This window comes from Streptomyces sp. NPDC020807, assembly GCF_040641575.1.
Classification (GTDB): Bacteria; Actinomycetota; Actinomycetes; order Streptomycetales; family Streptomycetaceae; genus Streptomyces.
This window is the reverse complement of record NZ_JBFADU010000005.1, coordinates 382,588-403,910: the sequence shown is the minus strand read 5'-3', so window position 1 is coordinate 403,910 and position 21,323 is coordinate 382,588. Positions and strand designations below refer to the sequence as shown.

Sequence of the window (21,323 nt, the reverse complement as noted above, 5' to 3'; positions counted from 1 at the left end):
TCACCCCACTCCACCGGAGGGACACCACATGCGCACCCTCAGAACCACCCGTCCGGCGATGCGGCGGATCCCGGCGCTCCTCGCCACCGCCACGCTCCTCGCCGTCGCCGTACCGGCCGCCGAGGCCTCCCCCCAGGCCGTCACCGCCACGACGGCCACTCCCCAGACCGGCGAGCGGCTCGCCGCCTCCTGGACCGCCCCGCTCTCCACCCGCGGCCGGTACGTCGTCGACGCCGACGGCGACCGCTTCAAGCTCAAGTCCGGCAACTGGGCCGGCGCCCAGGGCACCTACGAGGGCAGCGGCGACATCGCCGACGTCACCAACCACCAGGCCGACCAGAACTCGTACAACATCCCCCTCGGCCTCGACCGCAAGCCGATCGACCAGATCCTCGCCGACTTCCACGCCCTCGGCCTCAACAGCATCCGGCTGCCGTTCGCCAACGCGATGATGCGCGACACCACGATCGTCCCCGACCGGGCCGTGGCCGCGAACCCGCAGCTCAAGGGCAAGACCCCGCTCCAGGTCATCGACGCCGTCGTCCAGGAGCTCACCGACGACGGCTTCGCCGTCATCCTCAACAACCACACCACCACCTACCGCTTCTGCTGCGGCCTCGACGGCAACGAGCGGTGGAACAGCGGCCAGAGCACCCAGCAGTGGATCGACGACTGGGTCTTCCTCGCCAAGCGGTACCAGAACAACAAGCGGGTCGTCGGCGCCGACCTGCGCAACGAGGTGCGCCGCGACACCTGGAACGACCCCAACTGGGGCTGGGGCAACGACCACGACCTCAACAAGGCGCTCGAAGAGGCGGGCAACGCGATCCTTCGGGCCGTACCGGACCTCCTGATCGTCATGGAGGGCATCAACTGGCAGGGGATCCCCACCGACATCACCCCCCACGGCCGCCCGACGCTCACCCCCGTCGCCACCCTCTCCAACACCCTCGTCCACTCCGACAAGCTGGTGTACGCCGCCCACTTCTACGGCTACACCGGCCCCAACCACACCGGTGCCACCGGCACGGGCGAGACCCACGACCCGCGCTACGAGGACCTCAGCCCCGAGGACCTCGTCAAGGTCGTCAACGACCAGGCCCTCTTCGTCACCCGGGCCGGACAGCACTTCACCGCGCCCGTGTGGATCAGCGAGTTCGGCGCCGGCGGCCGAGGCGACCTGGACGCCAAGGAACGCGACTGGTTCGGCCGCTTCACCGACATCCTGGTGAACAACGACACCGACTTCGCCATCTGGCCCCTCGTCGGCTGGTCGAACGCGAGCGGCACGCCCCAGGACACCTGGGCCATGGTCAGCTACCGGGCCGACGGCACGCGCCTCGGAGCCATGGACGCCGGCGACTGGCGCACCCCCCACTGGTACAAGCTCGTCGACGCCCCCGGCAGGACCGGCCAGGTCGCCAGGACCCCGCGCTGGAACATGCTCAACCTCGACTACGGCGACTACGACGTCTCCGCCACCATGCTCGCCAAGCCCGACTGGTCGCCGGGCAACCGCAAGGGCAACTGCCCCGACACCCAGCGCCTCGTCGGCCTCGGCCGCAGCGACAGCCGCGGCCTGTGCACCGACATCGCCCAGCCCGCCAAGGGCACCGGGGCCTGGACCGTCGTCACCGACGAGCGGTACGTCACCGGCGGCGACTGGGCCAGCGGCTACAACAAGCTCCAGTGCCCGGCCAACTCCTTCGCCGTCGGCTACAGCGTGAAGGACAACGCCATGGCGGCCCTCCTCTGCGCCCCGGCCGCGACCGCCCTGCCCACCGCCAACCGCCTCGCCTGGTTCGACAAGGGCGACAACAGGCCGGCCACCGGCGGCTCCACCGCAAGCGACTGGGCCCCCGGCTACTACAAGGGCCAGTGCGCCGACGACGAGTACCTGGCGGGCGTCGCCTACACCTGGAAGTGGAGCCACTACGGCGTCCCGGACGCCCTGCTCTGCCGCAAGCTCGCCTGACCCGACCGGCCAGGCAACGACCGAACACACCACCGCACCGAACAGCTAGGAGCACCCCGGCATGCCCCGACTGGAGATCGCCGACGACGGCTTCCGTCTCGACGACCGGCCGTTCCGCATCATCTCGGGAGGACTGCACTACTTCCGCGTCCACCCGGAGCAGTGGGTCGACCGGCTCCGCAAGGCGCGCCTGCTGGGCCTCAACACGGTCGAGACCTACGTCCCGTGGAACCTCCACGCCCCCCGGCCCGGCGAGTTCCGCCTGGACGGAGGTCTCGACCTGCCCCGCTTCCTCGACCTCGCCGCCGCCGAGGGCCTGCACGTCCTGCTTCGCCCCGGCCCCTACATCTGCGCCGAGTGGGAGGGCGGCGGCCTGCCCTCCTGGCTGCTCGCCCAGGACGGCATCGCCCTGCGCAGCGGCGACCCCCGCTTCCTCGCCGCCGTCGACGGCTACCTCGCCGCCCTCCTCACCCCCCTCAAGCCCCACCTCGCCTCCGCCGGCGGGCCGATCATCGCGGTCCAGCTGGAGAACGAGTACGGGGCCTACGCCGACGACACCGGCTACCTCGCCGACCTCGCCGCCCTGCTCCGCACCCACCTCGGCGAAGACGTCCCCCTCTTCACCTGCGACCAGCCCTCCGACCTCGCCCGCGGCGGCCTCGACGGCGTCCTGCGGACCGTGAACTTCGGCAGCCGCGCCGAGGCGGGACTCGCGGAACTGCGCCGCCACCAGCCCACCGGGCCGCTGATGTGCTCGGAGTTCTGGATCGGCTGGTTCGACCGCTGGGGCGCCGCCCACACCGCCCGCGACGCCGCCGACGCCGCCGCCGAACTGGAGAAGCTGCTCGCCGCCGGAGCCTCCGTGAACATCTACATGCTCCACGGCGGCACCAACTTCGGCCTCACCAACGGAGCCAACGACAAGGGCACCTACCGCCCCACCGTCACCTCCTACGACTACGACGCCCTCCTCGACGAGGCCGGCGACCCGACGCCGAAGTACACGGCCTTCCGCGAGGTCATCGCCCGACACGCGCCCGTACCCGACGAACCGGTCCCGGCGCCCTCCCCGAAGCTCACCCCGACCGTCGTCGAACTCGACTCCGCCGCACCGCTGTTCGCGTGCGACGGCCTCTTCGGGACGCCGGTCCGCGCCGACCGCCCGCGGACCATGGAGGAGCTCGGCCAGTCCTTCGGGTTCGTCCTGTACGAGACGGAGCTCACGACCGAGGGCCCGACCGTGCTGCGGGTGGGCGAGGTCCGCGACCGCGCCCAGGTCTTCGTCGACGGGCAGCCCGTCGGCGTGCTGGAACGGGAGAACCACGAGCACGCCCTCGCCTTCCACGCGCCGAGGAGCGGAGCCCGCCTCGCGGTCCTCGTCGAGAACCAGGGACGGGTCAACTACGGCCCCGGCATCCACGACCGCAAGGGCCTGCTCGGCACGGTCACGGTCAACGGGGACGAGCCCGCCGCCTGGACCAGCAGCCCGCTCCCCCTCGACACCCTGGACGGACTCGGCCCCCTCGCACCGGCCCCCGGTCCCGTCGTCGGCCCCGCCCTCCACCGTGGCACCTTCGACCTGGCCCGGCCCGCCGACGGCCACCTCGCGCTCGACGGCTGGACCAAGGGCCTCGCCTGGGTCAACGGCTTCCCCCTCGGCCGGTACTGGTCCCGCGGTCCCCAGACGACCCTGTACGTCCCCGCGCCCGCCCTGCGACCCGGCCGCAACGAGATCACCGTCCTCGAACTCCACGCCACCACCACCCCCACGGTCGAGCTGCGCGACCGGGCCGACCTCGGACCGACGGAGGACTGACCCGTGCACAGCAAGCAGAGCCTCGTCGAGCAGCGCCTGAAGCGGATGCTGACGGAGCGCATCCGGCCCGCCGCCCACGCCCGCACCGTCCCGCTCCAGGTCGCCGTCTGGGACGTCCCCGGCGAACCCGTGCCCGTCGCGGAGGGCCTCGCCGCCCCCTACACCCCGGTCCGCCTCGGCCATCGCTGGGGTCCCGCCTGGTCGACGAGCTGGTTCCGCGTCACCGGCCGCGTCCCGGAGGAGTGGGCCGGGCACCGCGTCGAGGCCGTCCTCGACCTCGGCTTCGACGTCACCGGAGCGGGCTTCTCCACGGAAGGCCTCGTCCACCGGCCCGACGGCACGATCGTCAAGGCCCTCAACCCCCGGAACAACTGGATCCCGGCGGGGGACGGCGCCCCCGTCGCGGGCGGCGAGGAGATCACGTACTACGTGGAGGCCGCCGCCAACCCGGCGCTCTGCGACAGCCACGAACCGACCGCCCTCGGGGGCGTCCCCGACTGGCTCGCCGACACCGTCCCGCCCGCCGACACCGACCCCCTCACCCACCCCACCACCGACCCGCTCTACCGGATCCTCCGCGCCGACCTCGCCGTCTTCGACACCGAGGTGTGGGAACTCGCCCAGGACCTCGACGTCCTCGGCGAGCTCATGCACGCCCTGGCCGAGTCCGACCCCCGCCGGTGGCAGCTCCTGGAGACCATCGACCGCGCCCTGGACGCCGTCGACCTCCAGGACGTCTCCGGATCCGCGCCCGCCGTCCGCGCGATCCTCCGCCCGGCCCTCGCCTCCCCGGCCGCGCCCAGCGCCCACCGCGTCTCCGCCGTCGGCCACGCCCACATCGACACCGCGTGGCTCTGGCCGCTCCGCGAGACCGTCCGCAAGGTCACCCGGACGCTCTCCAACGTCACCCATCTCATGGACGAGCACCCGGAGTTCCGCTTCGCCATGTCCCAGGCCCAGCAGCTGGCCTGGCTCAAGGAACGGCGCCCCGAGGCGTACGCCCGCGTCCAGGAGAAGGCGAAGACCGGACAGTTCCTGCCGGTCGGCAGCCTCTGGGTGGAGCCCGACACCAACATCACCGGCGGCGAGGCCTTCGCCCGCCAGCTGATCCACGGAAAGCGCTTCTACCTCGACGAGTTCGGCGTCGAGACCGAGGAGATGTGGCTGCCCGACACCTTCGGCTACAACGCGGCCATGCCCCAGCTGATGAAGCTCGCCGGCGTGCGCTGGTTCCTCACCCAGAAGATCTCCTGGAACACCACCAACACCTTCCCCCACCACACCTTCCGCTGGGAGGGCATCGACGGCACCCGCGTCTTCAGTCACTTCCCGCCGGTCGACACCTACAACGCCGAGATCACCGGAGCCGAACTCGCCCACGCCGTCGCCAACTTCCGCGACAAGGGCCCGGCCGGCAGCTCGCTCCTGCCCTTCGGGTACGGGGACGGCGGCGGCGGCCCCACCCGCGAGATGCTCGCCAGGGCGGCCCGCCTGGGCGACCTGGAGGGCTCGCCCAGGGTCGTCGTCGAGCGGCCCGCGGACTTCTTCGCGCGCGCCGAGGCCGAGTACCCCGACGCCCCCGTGTGGGTGGGGGAGCTGTACCTGGAGTTCCACCGGGGCACGCTCACCAGCCAGTTGCGCACCAAGCAGGGCAACCGCCGCAGCGAGCACCTGCTCCGCGAGGCCGAACTCTGGGCGGCCACCGCCGCCGTGCGCGAGGACTTCCCCTACCCGTACGAGCGGCTGGACCGGCTCTGGAAGACGGTCCTCCTCCACCAGTTCCACGACATCCTGCCCGGCTCCTCCATCGGCTGGGTGCACCGCGAGGCCGAGGACACCTACGAGGAGGTCCGCGCCGAGCTGGAGGGGATCGTGGCCGGAGCCCAGCGCGCACTGGCCGGGGACGGCGCCGGGGACGTGGTCTTCAACGCCTCCCCGTACGCCCGCGACGGCGTCCCCGCGTTCGGCGCGGCCGTCCGCACGGCCCCGGTGGCCGTGACGGTGCCCCCGGTCCCGTACGGCGAAGGCCGCGACGGGGGCTTCGTCCTCGACAACGGACTCGTACGGATCGAGATCGACGCACGGGGCCTCGTCGTCTCCGCGCTCGACCTGGAGACCGGACGCGAGGCCCTCGCCCCCGGCGCGGCGGCCAACCTGCTCCAGCTGCACCAGGACTTCCCCAACGAGTACGACGCCTGGGACATCGACGCGTTCTACCGCAACACCGTCCGCGACCTCATCGAGGCCGACGCGGTGCGCGCCGAGCCGGGCGGCGTCCGCGTCGTCAGGACCTTCGGGGACTCCCGGGTCGAGCAGCTCCTGTCCCTGCGCTCCGGCGCCCGCCGGCTCGACGTGGACACCGAGATCGACTGGCAGGAGACGGAGAAGCTCCTCAAGGCCGCCTTCCCCCTCGACCTGCGCGCCGACCACTCCACCGCCGAGATCCCCTTCGGCCACGTCAAGCGCCCCACCCACACCAACACCGGCTGGGACGCCGCCAAGTTCGAGATCTGCGCCCACCGCTTCCTGCACGTCGGAGAGAACGACTGGGGCGCCGCCCTCGTCAACGACTCCACCTACGGACACGACGTCACCCGCGACGTCCGCCCGGACGGCGGCACCACGACCACCGTCCGTCTCACCCTGCTCCGCGCCCCCCGCTTCCCCGACCCGGACGCCGACCGGGGCCGCCACCGCCTCGCGTACGGTCTCGTCCTCGGCGCCGACGTCCCGAGGGCCGTCCGCGAGGGGTACGAGGCGAACCTGCCCGAGCGGACGGTGCCCGGCTCCGCGGCCGTGGACCCGCTGGTCGCCACCGGACACGCCGCCGTCGTCGTCGAGGCGGTCAAGCTGGCCGACGACGGCTCCGGCGACGTCGTGGTGCGCCTGTACGAGGCCCACGGCGGACGGGCCCGCACGACCCTCGCCACCGGCTTCCCCTGGGAGACCATGACGGAGACGGACCTGCTGGAACGCCCCCTGCCGGGCGCGGTCCCGCACGGTCCCGACGGCGCAGGACCGGAGCTCACCCTCCGCCCCTTCGAGATCCGCACCCTCCGGTTCGCCCGACGAACCACCACCGCCTGACGGGCAGGGAGCACCCGTGAACACCACACCGCACGCCGTCCTCCTCGACATGGACGGCACCCTCGTCGACACCGAACGCCTGTGGCTGCGCGCCGTCGGGGAGGAGGCCCTCGGCCTCGGCCTCGCGCTCACCGACGCGGACCGCGCCGCCGTCCTGGGACGCTCCATCGACGACGGTGCCGCCCACCTCGCGGCCCGCGCCGCCGGCCCGGCCGACCCGGCCCGGCTCGGCGCATCCCTGGAAGAGCGGTTCACCGAGCTCGTACGGGGACGGGTCGTCCCGCTGCCGGGAGCGGCGGAGCTGCTGACGGCCCTGTCCGCCGCCGGCATCCCGACGGCCCTGGTCTCGGCCTCGCCGCGACCGGTCGTGGACACCGTCCTCGACGCGCTCGGCCGCCACCTGTTCACCACGTCGGTCGCCGAGGGGGAGACCCCGCGAACGAAGCCCTTCCCCGACCCCTACCGGGAGGCCCTCGCCCGGCTCGGCCTCGCCCCGGGGGACTGCGTGGCGGTGGAGGACAGCCCGACCGGCGTGGCCTCCGCCGAGGCGGCGGGCTGCGCGGTCGTCGCGGTCCCCGCCCACGCCGCCGCCGTCGCCGCCCTCACCCCGGCCCCGGGCCGGGCGGTCGTGGGCAGCCTGCTCGACGTGGACCTCGCCCTGCTCGGGAGGCTCGTCGCCGACGGGTGATCCGCGGAGGGGCGGGGCTCCGCGCCGGATCCGCCGTTCCGTGAGGCTCCGTTGACGTCGGCGAAACACGAAACACGCCGGAAACGCCGGTGTACGCGTCGCGAAACGCTCTCCGGTGAGGCTCTCCCCTCGAACCTGTAGGAGGAGACCGCTGATGCCCCTCGCCGCCGCACCCCGGCTCGACACCGGCGACACCGCCTGGCTGCTCGTCGCCACCGCTCTCGTGCTGCTGATGACCCCCGGCCTGGCCCTGTTCTACGGGGGCATGGTCCGCACGAAGAGCGTCCTCAACATGCTGATGATGAGCTTCGTGTCGATCGCCCTCGTGACGGTGGTCTGGCTGGTCGCGGGGTACTCCCTCGCGTTCGGCGAGGACGCCGTCGGCGGTCTCATCGGCGGCCTCGACCACCTCGGTCTCGCGGGCATCGCCCCGGACACCCTCACCGGCACGGTCCCCACCTTCCTCTTCACCACCTTCCAGCTGACGTTCGCGATCATCACGGCGGCGCTGATCAGCGGCGCCGTCGCGGACCGCACGAGCTTCGCCGGCTGGCTCGTCTTCGTCCCCGTCTGGACCCTCCTCGTATACGTCCCCGTGGCGCACTGGGTGTGGGGCCCCGGCGGCTGGATCTCCCGCTCCCTGGGCGCGGTGGACTTCGCCGGCGGACTCGTCGTCGAGATCGCCTCGGGCGCCTCGGGCCTCGCCCTCTGCCTGGTCCTCGGCCCGCGGATCGGCTTCAGGAAGGACGCCATGCGGCCGCACAACCTGCCCATGGTGATGCTCGGCGCCGGACTGCTCTGGTTCGGCTGGCTCGGCTTCAACGGCGGCTCGGCCCTCGGCGCCAACGGACTGGCGGCGGCCTCCCTGCTCAACACCCTCGTCGCCGGATGCACGGGTCTGCTCGGCTGGCTCTTCGTCGAGCAGCGCCGCGACGGCCACCCGACCACCTTCGGCGCTGCCTCCGGCGCCGTCGCGGGCCTCGTCGCGATCACCCCGGCGTGCGGCGTCGTCGCGATGCCCGGCGCCGCCGCCGTCGGCCTCGCGGCCGGCGTCGTCTGCTCGTACGCCGTCGCCTGGAAGTTCCGCTTCGGCTACGACGACTCCCTGGACGTCGTCGGCGTCCACTTCGTCGGCGGCGTCGTCGGCACCCTCATGATCGGCCTGTTCGCGACCTCGGCCATGACCGGCGGCACGGAGGGCCTGCTGTACGGCGGCGGCCTCGGCCAGCTCGGCCGGCAGGCCGTCGCGGTGGTCGCCGTGGCCGCGTACACCTTCCTGGTCACGTACGGGATCGGCAAGGCCCTCGACCGGCTCGTCGGCCTGCGGGCCCCCGCCGAACAGGAGCTCACCGGACTCGACCAGACGGTCCACGCGGAGACCGCCTACGATCACGGCGTGCTCGGCCACGCAGGCGCGCCGCTGCACGCCACGTCCGCCGTCGTCGCGCCCAAGGACAGGAAGCCCTCCGCATGAAGCTGATCACCGCGATCGTCAAGCCGTACCGCCTCGACGAGGTGAAGAACGCGCTCCAGACGCTCGGCATCGCCGGCCTCACGGTCACCGAGGCCAGCGGGTACGGGCGGCAGCGCGGGCACACCGAGGTCTACCGGGGCGCCGAGTACCAGGTCGACCTGGTCCCCAAGGCGCGGATCGAGGTCGTCGTCGAGGACGCCGCCGCCGACGAGGCCGTCGACGCGATCGTCCGCGCCGCCCACACCGGCAAGATCGGCGACGGCAAGGTGTGGATGGTGCCCGTGGAGACCGTCGTGCGCGTCCGCACGGGGGAGCGCGGCCCGGACGCGCTCTGAGGTGCGGCGGGCTCACCGCCGGCGGGGCTCGCCCCCGCCGGAGCCCGCCCCCGCCGGGACTCACCCCGCCGAGGTGAGCTCCCCGCTGAGCGAGCCGTGCAGCCGGGCGCTCGGCCCGTTGAGGCCCGTGATCTCCACGGTCTTCCCGCGCTGGGCGTACCGGTGCTCGATCGCGTCCAGCGCCGCCACGGACGAGGCGTCCCAGATGTGCGCGGCGGACAGGTCGATGACGACCCTGGCGGGATCCCCGGCGTAGTCGAAGCGGCCGACGAGCTCGTTCGACGAGGCGAAGAAGAGCTGCCCGGTGACGGCGTACACGACCTGGGACCCGTCCGGGTCCGTGACGGCGGTGACGTCCGCGAGCCGGGCGACGCGCTTGGCGAAGACGACCATCGCGGTGACGGAGCCGGTCACGACGCCGACGGCGAGGTTGTGGGTGACCACGACGCACACCACGGTCACGACCATCACCGTGATCTCGCCGGCGGGCATCCGCCGCAGCGTCCGGGGCGCCACGGAGTGCCAGTCGAAGGTCGCGAAGCAGACCATGACCATGACGGCGATCAGGGCGGCCATCGGGATGTCGGAGACGACGGGCCCGAAGACGACGCACAACACCATGAGGAACACGCCGGACAGGAACGTCGACAGCCGGGTCCGCGCCCCCGAGACCTTCACGTTGATCATGGTCTGACCGATCATCGCGCAGCCGCCCATCCCGCCGAAGAACCCGGTGACGACGTTGGCGACGCCCTGGCCGACGGCCTCCCGGGTCTTCGACGAGCGGGTGTCCGTGATCTCGTCGACGAGCTGCGCCGTCATCAGGGACTCCATCAGGCCGACCAGGGCCATGGCGAACGCGTACGGCGCGATCAGCGTCAGGGTGTCGAGCGTGAAGGGCACGTCCGGCAGCCCCGGGACCGGCAGGGAGGTCGGCAGGGCGCCCTCGTCGCCGACGGTGGGCACGGCGATGCCCGCGGCCACCGTGATCACGGTGAGGACGACGATCGAGACCAGCGGCGCGGGGACCGCCTTCGTCACGCGCGGGAACAGGACCATCAGCGCCAGACCGGCGGCGAACAGCGGGTAGACCGCCCACGGCACGTCCCACAGCTGCCGCACCTGGGCCATGAAGACCAGGATGGCGAGCGAGTTCACGAAACCGACCATCACCGAGCGCGGGATGAACCGCATCAGCCTGCCCACGCCCAGCGCGCCCAGGGCCATCTGCATCACCCCGGCGAGGATGACGGCGGCCACGAGGTAGCCGAAGCCGTGCTGCCGGTTCAGCGGGGCGATGACCAGGGCAACCGCGCCCGTGGCGGCGGAGATCATCGCGGGCCGGCCGCCGACGAAGGCGATCGTGACGGCCATCGTGAAGGAGGCGAAGAGGCCGATCGCCGGATCGACCCCGGCGATGATCGAGAACGAGATGGCCTCGGGGATCAGCGCGAGCGCGACCACGAGACCGCCCAGCACCTCGGTGCGCAGCACCTTCGGCGAGAGCCAGGACGGCCGGAACGAGCCGAACCGGGAGGCTCGCGCGCCGGCGGGGACACCGGTCGGGACGCCGGTCGGGACGGAGGGGTCTCGGGAGACGGGGGAGTCGGACACGAAGGGCAGACCTGTCGGGGCGGGCACACCGCCGGGGACGGGCGAGCGTACGGGGAACGGGACGACCCTCCACGGTACCGGCGCCGCACCCGGGCGGATCACCGCCCCCGCCGGCCTCCCCGGCGGCCCCCTCGGCGACGTCCCCGGGCGAGCGCGACCGGCGGCGTCCGCGCCGCCCTCCCGTCGGCCGCCCTCCCGCCGATCGCCCGGTCCTCCCGCCGGCCGCCCGCGCTCCCTCCCGCCCCCAGTCGGCCTCCCGCCGCCCGAATCGCCTACCGGCGGGTCCGGTCGCATACTGACGGCGTACGGCAGCGGCCGGTGGCCGCGTCCGCCGAGGCCCGACGCGACGTCCCGAGCCCGTGGCCCCGTGGCCGCCGCCCTCGACGCCCGTCGACGGCAGGAACCACCGCCATGACCACCACACAGCACCCCTCCGCCCGCATCCCCGGATTCCGGGGCGAGACCGTCGGACCCGCCGACCCCGCGTACGAGTCCGTCCGCCGGTGCGTCAACCGCGACCACGACCAGCATCCCGAGCTCGTCGCCCGCTGCACGGGCCCCGAGGACGTCCGCGCCGCCCTCCTGTACGCCCGTGAGAGAGGCCTCGACGTGTCGGTCCGCGGCGGCGGCCACGCCACCGCCGGCTTCGCCTCCTGCGAGGGCGGACTCGTCGTCGACACCAGCCCGATGAAGCGCGTCGACATCGACGTCGAGGCCCGCACCGGACGGTTCGGCGCCGGGCTCACCTGGGGCGAGCTCGACGCGGCGACCCAGGAGCACGGCCTCGCCGTCACCGGCGGCCGCGTCTCCGACACCGGGGTCGCCGGCCTGACCCTGGGCAGCGGCTCCGGCTGGCTGGAGCGGATGTACGGACCGTCCGCGTGGAACCTCACCTCGGCCGACGTGGTGACCGCCGACGGGCGGATCCTCCACGCCGACGAGCGGGAGAACGCCGACCTCTTCTGGGGCCTGCGGGGCGGCGGCGGCAACTTCGGCGTCGTGACCGAGTTCGGCTTCCGGCTCCACCCCGTCGGGCCGCTCCTGTACGCCGGGATGCTGCTGCACCCGCGCGCGGTCGCCGGCCCGCTCCTCCGCTTCTACCGGGACTTCCTGGAGCGGGCGCCCGACGAGGTGGGCGGGGCCGTCGCGCTGGTCACCGCCCCGCCCGAGGAGTTCGTACCGGAGGAGGGCCGAGGCCGGCCGGCCGTCGGCGTGATCGTCGTGTACGTCGGCGACGCCGCGCGCGGCGAGGAGGCCCTGCGGCCCCTGGTCGAGTGGGGCGACCCGTGGGTCCGGCGGGTCGGCCCCATGCCGTACACCGCCGTCCAGCGGATGCTCGACGACGGCACGCCCGTCGGCGTCAGCGAGTACTTCAAGGTCGACTACCTGCCCGAGCTGCCGGACGAGGCGATCGACGCGGCGATCGCGAAGGCCGATTCGGTGTCCTCGCCGCTGACCGAGGTGATCTTCTGCCCCCTGGGCGGCGAGATGGACCGCCTCGACCCCGGTGCCATGGCCCTCGCCACCCCGCCCACGAAGTGGGTGTACTTCTGCCTCGCCGTCTGGTGGGGGAACGAGGGGCGCGAACGGCACATCGAGTGGACGCGCTCCTTCCACGACACCATGCGCCCGTGGACGACGGGCACATCGGTGCCCAACTTCATCGGCGCCGACGAGGGAGCGCGGCTCCGCGCCTCCTACGGGGACGAGAAGTACGCCCGCCTCGTCGAGCTCAAGGACCGGTACGACCCCGGCAACGCCTTCGCCCTCAACCAGAACATCCCGCCGACGGTGGCGCCGTAGGACGTGTCCACTCCGTCTTGTGCCCGAACCCGCGGCCGTTGTCGACCGACCGCAGCCAGGTGGGCCGCAGTTCCCAGAGCGCGGTGGCGGCCAGCGCGGCCCGCAGCCTCGCGTCCTCGCGGACGAACGGGAAGCGGTCCGCGTACGCCGCGAACGCCGCCTCCCGCTCCGCGCCCACCGCGCGGCGGCACCGCCCGCGGCCCTGGAGACCCGTCAGCCGGCTCCACTCCTGCCCGTCGGCCTGCGCGGTGAAGGCGACGGCCGCGCCCTCGCTCCCACCCGCCGCGAGGGCCCGCCCGTGCCGGGTGGCGACCGGGTCGGAGACGAAGACGAGCGACGCGGCGGAGGGATCGGCGACGGCGTACAGCACCGCGCACGCCTGGGGGCCCTCGGCGTCGGTGTAGGCGAGCGTCAGGGTGGACAGCGACCGCAGCGCGGAAGCGAGTTCCTCGGGCAGAGGCACCACGGGGCACCGACTCCTCTCATAGGGGGCGAGCCTATCGATGTCGTCGAAAATTCATTTGAGGATGGCTCGTGGCGTCGTCATGATCGGGGAAAAACCGATGAGTTCCCGCCCGCGACGCGGTCTGCCCCGTGACTCGCCCGCTCCCCGGCGGAGGGCACTCACCCGACGGAAGGCACCATGCAAGCACCGCACGCAACCCCCACTCTGCCGCCCGAACGCGTCACCGCCGTGCTGCGGATCCTGGTGCTGTCCACGTTCGTCGTGCTCCTCAACGAGACGATCATGGTCAACGCGATCCCGCGCCTCATGCGGGAGTTCGAGGTCACCGCCTCGGCCGCGGGTTGGCTGTCCACCGCCTTCATGCTGACCATGGCCGTCGTCATCCCGGTGACCGGCTGGTTCCTCCAGCGCGTGACGACCCGGACCGCCTTCGGCCTGGCCATGACGCTGTTCATCGTCGGTACGGCCCTGGCCGCGGCCGCGCCCGCGTTCCCCGTGCTCCTGGTCGCGCGCGTCATCCAGGCGAGCGGCACCGCCGTGATGATGCCGCTGCTCATGACGACGCTGATGACGCTCGTGCCGCCGAGCGACCGCGGCCGCGTCATGGGCAACATCACCCTCGTCATCTCCGTCGCGCCCGCGCTCGGCCCCGCCGTCTCCGGCGTGCTACTCGAACTCGGCACGTGGCGGCTGCTGTTCCTGGCCGTGCTCCCCATCGCCGTGGCCATGGCGATATTCGGCCGCCGCAACCTCGTGGACATCGGCGAGCCGCAGGCCGTCCCGATCGACTGGCTGTCCGTCCCGCTCGCGGCGGCGGGCTTCGGCGCCCTCGTCTACGGCCTGGGCGGACTCGGAGCGGGCGAGGGTGCCTCGACCGTCGTGCCGCCCGAGGCCACGACCGTCGTCGGCGCCGCGCTGGTGGCCCTGTTCGTCTGGCGGCAGCTGGCTCTCCAGCGCTCCTCCACCCCGCTCCTCGACCTCCGCGCCCTGACGTACCGTCACTTCTCGGTGGCGCTGGCCCTGATGTGCCTGACGTTCATGGCGCTCATGGGCGCGTTCATCCTGCTGCCCATCTACCTCCAGGAAGTCCAGGGCCTCAGCTCCCTGCAGACCGGCCTGCTCCTCATCCCCGGCGGCCTGACCATGGGCCTGCTCGGACCGCAGGTCGGCAAGCTCTACGACCGCATCGGCGCGCCGCGGCTCGTCGTCCCCGGAGCCGCGCTCACCGCGCTCTGCCTCGCGCTGTTCGCGCTCACGGGCCCCGGCACCTCGCCGTGGGTGGTGCTCGTCCTCCACGTCGCGCTGAGCGCCGGCATGGCGTTCGTCTTCACCCCCGTCTTCACCTCGGGCCTGTCCGTCCTCCCCCCGCACCTGTACCCGCACGGCTCCGCGATCCTGGGCTCGCTCCAGCAGGTCGCCGCCGCCGCGGGCACCGCCCTGATGATCAGCGTCATGTCGGGGCGTGCCGTCACGGCTGCCGCCGGCGGCGCCGACGCCACGGACGCCCTCGCCACGGGCATCCGCTGGGGCTTCGGGGTCGGCGCGGCGCTCGGAGCGGTGGCGGTGCTCGTGGCCCTGCTGGTCCGCACGCCCCCCGTCCCCGAGGCGCCCGCCGCGCCCGAGGCCCAGGCCGAGGACGACCCCACGGCGAAGACGGCCGCCACGTCCGACTGACGCGCCCGGCCCCTCCCGCCGTCCCTCTTTCGCCGCCGCGCGGCCCCGCATCCGCGGAGCCGCGCGGCGGCGAAGTACTTCCACGGGCGTGTGTACGCCAGGACGGCCGGCGGAAGGGATCAGCGCATGGACACTCCCACCAGGGCCGACGGCGCCCGCTGCCTGGTCACCGGCGCCAGCGGCTACATCGGCGGCCGCCTCGTGCCCGAGCTCCTCGACGCCGGCTACCGCGTCCGATGCCTGGCCCGCCGTCCGGACAAGCTCCGCGACTTCCCCTGGGCCGACCGGGTGGACATCGTCCGGGGAGACGTCACGGACGCCGAGAGCCTCGGAGCCGCGCTCACCGGCGTCGACGTCGCCTACTACCTCGTCCACTCCATGAGCTCGACAGCCCGCTTCGAGGACGCCGACCGCCTCGCCGCCCGCACCTTCGCCGCCGAGGCCCGCTCCGCCGGCGTCCGGCGCATGGTCTACCTCGGCGGCCTGGTCCCGGAGGGCGTACCGGAGAGCGAGCTCTCGCCGCACCTGCGTTCCCGCACCGAGGTCGGCCGCATCCTCCTCGACTCGGGCGTCCCCACCGCCGTGCTCCGGGCCGCCGTCGTCATCGGCTCCGGATCGGCCTCGTTCGAGATGCTCCGCTACCTGACGGAACGGCTCCCCGTCATGGTCACCCCCAGCTGGGTCGGCACCCGCGTCCAGCCCATCGCCGTCCGCGACGTGCTGCGCTACCTGGTGGGCAGCGCGGACCTGCCCGCCGACGTGAACCGGACCTTCGACGTCGGCGGCCCCGACGTGCTCACGTACCGGGAGATGATGGAGCGGTACGCCGAGGTCGCCGGGCTCCGCAAGCGCCTCATCGTCCCCGTACCGGTGCTCACCCCCCGGCTCTCCAGCCAGTGGATCGGGCTCGTCACCCCCGTGCCCGCCTCCCTGGCCCGGCCCCTCACCGAGTCCCTGCGCCACGAGGTGGTCTGCGCGGAGCGCGACATCACCCGGTACGTCCCCGACGGCCCCGGCCGCCCCATCCCCTTCGCCGAGGCCCTCCGGCTCGCCCTCCGCCGCGTCCGGGAGGCGCGGGTCACGACCCGCTGGTCCACCGCCGCACCGCCCGGCGCGCCCAGCGACCCGCTCCCCACCGACCCGGACTGGGCGGGCGGCAGCCTCTACACGGACCGGCGCGCCCGCGCCGTCGACGCGAGCCCCGAGGCGCTCTGGCGGGTCATCGAGGGCGTGGGCGGCGAGAACGGCTGGTACTCCTTCCCGCTGGCCTGGGCCGTACGCGGGTGGGCCGACCGGCTCGCCGGGGGAGTGGGGCTGCGGCGCGGGCGCCGGGACGCGGAGCGCCTCCGGGTGGGGGACGCCCTGGACTTCTGGCGCGTGGAGGCGATCGACCGGGGACGCCTGCTGCGCCTGCGGGCGGAGATGCGCCTGCCCGGACTCGCCTGGCTGGAGATGTCGGTGGACCGGGACGAGAGCGGGCGCACGTGGTACCGGCAGCGGGCCCTCTTCCACCCGCGCGGCCTGGCCGGACAGGCGTACTGGTGGGGCGTGACGCCCTTCCACGCCGTGGTCTTCGGCGGCATGGCGCGGAACATCGCCCGAACGGCCGAGTCGGAGGGCGGACGGGCCGGCGGGACCCCCTGAGAGGAGCCGTCCGACCGGATGCCGTCCGACCGGATGCCGTGCGACCGGATGCCGTCCGGCCGCATCCGGCGGGCCGGGAACGAGGGAACCACCCCTGAAGGAGTGGCACACCCCGAGCAGAGAGAGCGCCATGACCGTCTCCGTCGTTCTGTACACCTCCGACCTCCGGGTCCACGACCACCCGCCACTGAGGGCGGCGGCCCGGGCGGCCGACGGGGTGGTGCCGGTCTTCGTCCGCGACCCGGCCGTCGACCGGGCGGGATTCGGCGCACCCAACCGCCTGGCCTTCCTCGCGGACTGCCTGGCGGACCTCGACCGCTCCCTGAAGGACCGGGGCGGCCGTCTCGTCGTGCGGGAGGGGGACACCGTCGCCGAACTGCTGGCGGTGGTGCGGCAGGCCGAGGCCGACGAGGTCCACATGGCCGCCGGCGTGACGGCCTTCGCGCAGCGGCGGGAGGCACGCCTCAGGGCGGCCCTCGAAGCGGACGGCTGCCGTCTGTACGTGCACGACGGCGTCGTCACCGTCGTCCCGCCCGGCGACGTCCTTCCGCAGGGCAAGGACCACTTCGCCGTCTTCACGCCCTACCTGCGGCGCTGGGCCGCCGAACCCGTACGGGTCCCCTTCGCCGCCCCGAGGACGCTGCACGTACCGCCCGGCCTGCGCTCCGCGCGCGTACCCCGGCGCTCCGCCGTCGCCGGCGTGTCGCCCGCCCTGCCCGCGGGCGGCGAGAGCGAGGCGCGGAAGCGGCTCGCCGCGTGGCTCGACGGTCCCCTCGACGCGTACGAGGACCGGCACGACGACCTGGCGGGCGACGCCACCTCCCGCCTCTCTCCCCACCTCCACTTCGGCACCCTCTCCGCCACCGAGGCGGTGCACCGGGCGGCCAAGCGGGGCGGGGCGGGCGCCGACGCGTTCGTACGGCAGCTGTGCTGGCGCGACTTCCACCACCAGCTCCTCGCCGCGCGCCCCGGGGCGGCCACCGCCGACTACCGATCCCGGAACGGGAGTTGGCGGACGGGGCCGGACGCCGAGGCGGACCTCGCCGCCTGGCGCGAGGGGCGTACCGGATACCCCCTCGTCGACGCCGCCATGCGCCAACTCGCCCACGAGGGATGGATGCACAACCGGGGCAGGCTGATCACCGCCTCGTTCCTGTCGAAGACGCTGGGCGTCGACTGGCGCGAAGGGGCGCGGCACTTCCTCGGTCTCCTCGTGGACGGCGACGTCGCCAACAACCAGCTCAACTGGCAGTGGGTGGCCGGGACCGGCACGGACACCCGTCCGAACCGCGTGCTCAACCCCGTCACCCAGGCCAAGCGGTACGACCCCGACGGCGCCTACGTCCGGCGCTGGGTGCCGGAGCTCGCCGGACTCGACGGCCCGGCCGTCCACGAGCCCTGGCGGCTCACCGGACTCGACCGGGCGGCCCTCGACTACCCGGACCCGCTGATCGAGCTCTCCGAGGGCCTGGCGCGCTTCCGGCGGCTGAGGGGACTCGACGACTGAGGGGACTCGGCGACTGAGGACCCCCTGGTCCACCCGCCCCCGGCGGCCGTGCGGACGGCGTGAACGGTGTCGTCCGTGCCCCCACCGTGCGCGTACGATGCGCAAACGATGCGAATCGGTGCGTTTCGCACGGAGGAAGGCGACGCCGTGCGTCGCCTCGGCGGTGCGCGCGGGCCCGGACCCAGGGAACGGAGAGAACCGTGATTGTCGGAGTCCTCAGAGAGGCGCGGGCGGGTGAGCACCGCGTCTCGGCCACACCGGCGACCGTCGAACAGATCCGCGCACTGGGGTACGAGGTCGTCGTCGACTCCGGCGCCGGCGACGCGGCCGGATTCCCCGACGGCGCCTACGAGGCGGCCGGAGCGACCCTCGGCGACGCGACGGCCTCCGACGTGGTGCTCGGCGTCAACGCCCCCAGCCCGGTCCAACTGGACGGGGTGCGGCCGCAGGCGACGGTGATCGCCCTGTTCGCGCCCGCCTTCGACCCGGCGATGGTCGAGGAGCTGGGCCGCCGGCCGTTCACGGCGCTGTCGATGGACGCGGTGCCGCGCATCAGCCGGGCGCAGTCCATGGACGTCCTGTCCTCGATGGCGAACATCGCGGGCTACCGGGCCGTGGTGGAGGCCGCGCACGAGTTCGGCCGGTTCTTCACCGGCCAGGTGACGGCGGCCGGCAAGGTGCCCCCGGCGAAGGTGCTCGTCGCGGGCGCCGGGGTCGCCGGTCTCGCCGCGATCGGCACGGCGGGCTCGCTCGGTGCCGTCGTCCGCGCGACCGACCCGCGCCCCGAGGTGGCGGACCAGGTCCGCTCGCTGGGCGGCGAGTACCTGGCGATCGAGTCCCCGGAGACGGAGGTGTCGGCGACCGGTTACGCGAAGGAGATGGGCGACGCCTACAAGGCGCGGGAGGCCGAGCTGTACGCGGCACAGTGCCGCGAGGCCGACATCGTCATCACGACCGCCCTGATCCCGGGCCGCCCCGCCCCGACGCTCATCACCGCCGACATGGTCGCGAGCATGCGGCCGGGGTCCGTGATCGTCGACATGGCCGCCGCCAACGGCGGCAACGTCGTCGGCACCGTGAAGGGCGAGAAGACCGTCACGGACAACGGCGTGACGATCCTCGGCTACACGGACCTCGCGGGCCGCCTCCCCGCGCAGGCCTCGCAGCTCTACGGCACGAACCTCCTCAACCTGCTGAAGCTCATGACCCCGGCCAAGGACGGCACGCTGGTCCTGGACTGGGACGACCCCGTGCAGCGCTCGATCACCGTCGTCCGCGCCGGCGAGTCGGCCTGGCCGCCCCCGCCGGTCCAGGTCTCGGCGACCCCCGTCCCGGCCGCCCCCGCGGCCGCCGCCGAACCGGTCGCGCCGGTCGCGAAGACGCCGATGACGGCGCGACGGAGGTTCGGCGGGGTGGCGCTGGCCGCGCTGCTGCTCTTCCTCGCCGCCGGCTTCGCCCCCGCGGCGCTGCTGCCGCACCTCACCGTCTTCGTCCTCGCCATCGTGATCGGCTACTACGTCATCGGCCACGTCCACCACGCCCTGCACACGCCGCTGATGTCGGTGACGAACGCGATCTCCGGGATCATCGTCGTCGGCGCCCTGCTCCAGATCGGACACGGGAGCACCGCGGTCACGGTCCTCTCGGCCGTGGCGATCCTGCTGGCCAGCATCAACGTCTTCGGCGGCTTCGCGGTGACGCGTCGCATGCTCGCCATGTTCAACAGGAGCTGACATGACCGCGACCCTCGCCGCACAGGCGGCCTACCTCGTCGCCGCGCTGCTGTTCATCCTGGCCCTCGCGGGACTCTCCAAGCACGAGTCGGCGCGCCTCGGCAACGCCTTCGGCATGCTCGGCATGGCCGTCGCGCTCGTCGCGACGGTCGTCCTCGCCCTCGACGGCGACGTCGGCACCGCGGGCCTCGGACTCATGGTCCTCGCGATGGTCGTCGGCGCCCTGATCGGACTCCGGCGCGCCCGGGGCGTCGAGATGACCGGCATGCCCGAACTCATCGCGCTGCTCCACTCCTTCGTCGGCCTCGCCGCCGTCCTGGTCAGCTGGAACGGCTACCTCGACGTCGAGCACCGGCCCGGCGGCCACGAAGCCCGAACCCTGGACGCGCTCGGCACCCTCGGCATCCACCACGCCGAGGTCTTCATCGGTGTGTTCATCGGTGCCGTCACCTTCACCGGCTCGATCGTCGCCAATCTCAAGCTGTCCGCGAGGATGAGCTCGAAGCCGCTGACGCTGCCGGGCAAGAACGCCCTCAACCTCGGTGCGCTCGGCCTGTTCGCCGCGCTGACCGTCTGGTTCGTGATCGCGCCCGCACTGTGGCTGCTCATCGCCGTCACCGTCCTCGCGCTCGCCCTCGGCTGGCACCTGGTCGCCTCGATCGGCGGCGGCGACATGCCCGTGGTCGTCTCCATGCTCAACAGCTACTCCGGGTGGGCGGCCGCGGCGTCCGGCTTCCTGCTCGGCAACGACCTGCTCATCATCACGGGCGCCCTGGTCGGCTCCTCCGGTGCCTACCTCTCGTACATCATGTGCAAGGCGATGAACCGTTCGTTCGTCTCCGTCATCGCGGGCGGTTTCGGCATCGAGGCCCCCTCGGGCGCGGACGTCGACTACGGCGAGTACACCGAGATCACCGCCGAGAACGCGGCCGAACTGCTCTCCGCCGCGAGCTCCGTGGTCATCACCCCCGGCTACGGCATGGCGGTCGCCCAGGCCCAGTACCCGGTCGCGGAGCTCACCTCGAAGCTGCGTGCCAAGGGCGTCGACGTGCGCTTCGGCATCCACCCGGTCGCAGGCCGGCTGCCGGGCCACATGAACGTGCTCCTGGCCGAGGCCAAGGTGCCGTACGACATCGTCCTCGAGATGGACGAGATCAACGAGGACTTCGCCGACACCGACGTCGTCCTGGTCATCGGCGCCAACGACACCGTCAACCCGGCCGGCGCCGAGGACCCGTCGAGCCCCCTCGCCGGCATGCCGGTCCTCACGGTCTGGGAGGCGAACAAGGTCATCGTCTTCAAACGCTCGATGGCCTCCGGCTACGCGGGCGTCCAGAACCCCCTGTTCTTCCGCGACAACACGTCCATGCTCTTCGGCGACGCCAAGGCCCGCGTCGAGGACATCGTCGGCGCGCTCTGACCCGCGCCCGCGTGCACCGGTCCCGGTCAGTCCACCACGGCGCTGCGGCGTTCCGGCAGGACGACGTCCCGCCAGACGCCGTGGTGG

General features: G+C 73.2%; 14 protein-coding genes. 12 read left to right on the top strand and 2 right to left on the bottom strand.

Features of this window, described 5'->3' with window-relative positions; translation table 11 throughout:
• The first annotated feature begins 28 nt into the window (after positions 1-28).
• The 6 genes from AB0G79_RS11880 (at position 29) to AB0G79_RS11855 (ending at position 9,375) form a co-directional block, all read left to right on the top strand.
• Entirely contained in the window at positions 29-1,975 is a 1,947-nt protein-coding gene (locus tag AB0G79_RS11880; protein WP_360804096.1) for a cellulase family glycosylhydrolase, read from the top strand.
• 61 nt (positions 1,976-2,036) lie between these two features.
• Positions 2,037-3,791 (top strand): beta-galactosidase, encoded by a 1,755-nt coding sequence (locus AB0G79_RS11875; protein ID WP_360804093.1) that lies wholly within the window; start codon positions 2,037-2,039, stop codon positions 3,789-3,791.
• A 3-nt stretch (positions 3,792-3,794) separates the two neighbouring features.
• A complete protein-coding gene (locus tag AB0G79_RS11870; protein ID WP_360804090.1) occupies positions 3,795-6,878 on the top strand; it encodes a glycoside hydrolase family 38 C-terminal domain-containing protein in 3,084 nt (1,027 codons plus the stop codon).
• A 16-nt stretch (positions 6,879-6,894) separates the two neighbouring features.
• Complete coding sequence (locus tag AB0G79_RS11865) at positions 6,895-7,566, top strand: HAD family phosphatase (RefSeq protein ID WP_360804087.1); 672 nt, start codon at positions 6,895-6,897, stop codon at positions 7,564-7,566.
• Positions 7,567-7,720: 154 nt separating this feature from the next.
• Positions 7,721-9,040 carry an ammonium transporter gene (locus AB0G79_RS11860; RefSeq protein ID WP_360804084.1) on the top strand — a complete coding sequence of 440 codons (1,320 nt, stop codon included), beginning with the start codon at positions 7,721-7,723 and terminating at the stop codon, positions 9,038-9,040.
• On the top strand, positions 9,037-9,375 hold the full coding sequence (locus AB0G79_RS11855) for a P-II family nitrogen regulator (RefSeq protein WP_360804081.1): 339 nt from the start codon (positions 9,037-9,039) through the stop codon (positions 9,373-9,375). Before AB0G79_RS11860 ends, AB0G79_RS11855 begins: the two co-directional genes overlap by 4 nt.
• A 60-nt stretch (positions 9,376-9,435) precedes the next feature.
• Here AB0G79_RS11855 and AB0G79_RS11850 read toward each other — a convergent pair whose 3' ends face one another.
• Positions 9,436-10,869: a SulP family inorganic anion transporter gene (locus AB0G79_RS11850; protein WP_360804311.1), complete on the bottom strand. Its 1,434-nt coding sequence runs from the start codon at positions 10,867-10,869 to the stop codon at positions 9,436-9,438.
• Between the two features lie 531 nt (positions 10,870-11,400).
• Between AB0G79_RS11850 and AB0G79_RS11845 the strand changes: the two genes are divergently transcribed.
• Entirely contained in the window at positions 11,401-12,792 is a 1,392-nt protein-coding gene (locus AB0G79_RS11845) for an FAD-binding oxidoreductase (RefSeq protein WP_360804078.1), read from the top strand.
• Here AB0G79_RS11845 and AB0G79_RS11840 read toward each other — a convergent pair.
• Positions 12,758-13,258, bottom strand: a complete 501-nt coding sequence (locus AB0G79_RS11840; RefSeq protein WP_360804075.1) for a pyridoxamine 5'-phosphate oxidase — start codon at positions 13,256-13,258, stop codon at positions 12,758-12,760. The two genes, AB0G79_RS11845 and AB0G79_RS11840, sit on opposite strands and share 35 nt — an antisense overlap.
• A 177-nt stretch (positions 13,259-13,435) precedes the next feature.
• On the opposite strand from AB0G79_RS11840, the gene AB0G79_RS11835 reads away from it, so the two are divergent.
• The 5 genes from AB0G79_RS11835 to pntB all read left to right on the top strand — a co-directional run bounded on the left by AB0G79_RS11835 (position 13,436) and on the right by pntB (position 21,236).
• Positions 13,436-14,932, top strand: coding sequence for a DHA2 family efflux MFS transporter permease subunit (locus AB0G79_RS11835; protein ID WP_360804072.1), 1,497 nt, complete (start codon positions 13,436-13,438; stop codon positions 14,930-14,932).
• Positions 14,933-15,058: 126 nt separating this feature from the next.
• Positions 15,059-16,576 (top strand): SDR family oxidoreductase, encoded by a 1,518-nt coding sequence (locus tag AB0G79_RS11830; protein ID WP_360804069.1) that lies wholly within the window; start codon positions 15,059-15,061, stop codon positions 16,574-16,576.
• Positions 16,577-16,706: 130 nt separating this feature from the next.
• Positions 16,707-18,083 (top strand): deoxyribodipyrimidine photo-lyase, encoded by a 1,377-nt coding sequence (locus AB0G79_RS11825; protein WP_360804066.1) that lies wholly within the window; start codon positions 16,707-16,709, stop codon positions 18,081-18,083.
• A 200-nt stretch (positions 18,084-18,283) separates the two neighbouring features.
• Positions 18,284-19,816 (top strand): Re/Si-specific NAD(P)(+) transhydrogenase subunit alpha, encoded by a 1,533-nt coding sequence (locus AB0G79_RS11820; protein WP_360804063.1) that lies wholly within the window; start codon positions 18,284-18,286, stop codon positions 19,814-19,816.
• Between the two features lies 1 nt (position 19,817).
• Positions 19,818-21,236 carry a Re/Si-specific NAD(P)(+) transhydrogenase subunit beta gene (pntB, locus tag AB0G79_RS11815; RefSeq protein ID WP_360804060.1) on the top strand — a complete coding sequence of 473 codons (1,419 nt, stop codon included), beginning with the start codon at positions 19,818-19,820 and terminating at the stop codon, positions 21,234-21,236.
• The last annotated feature ends 87 nt before the right edge of the window (positions 21,237-21,323 follow it).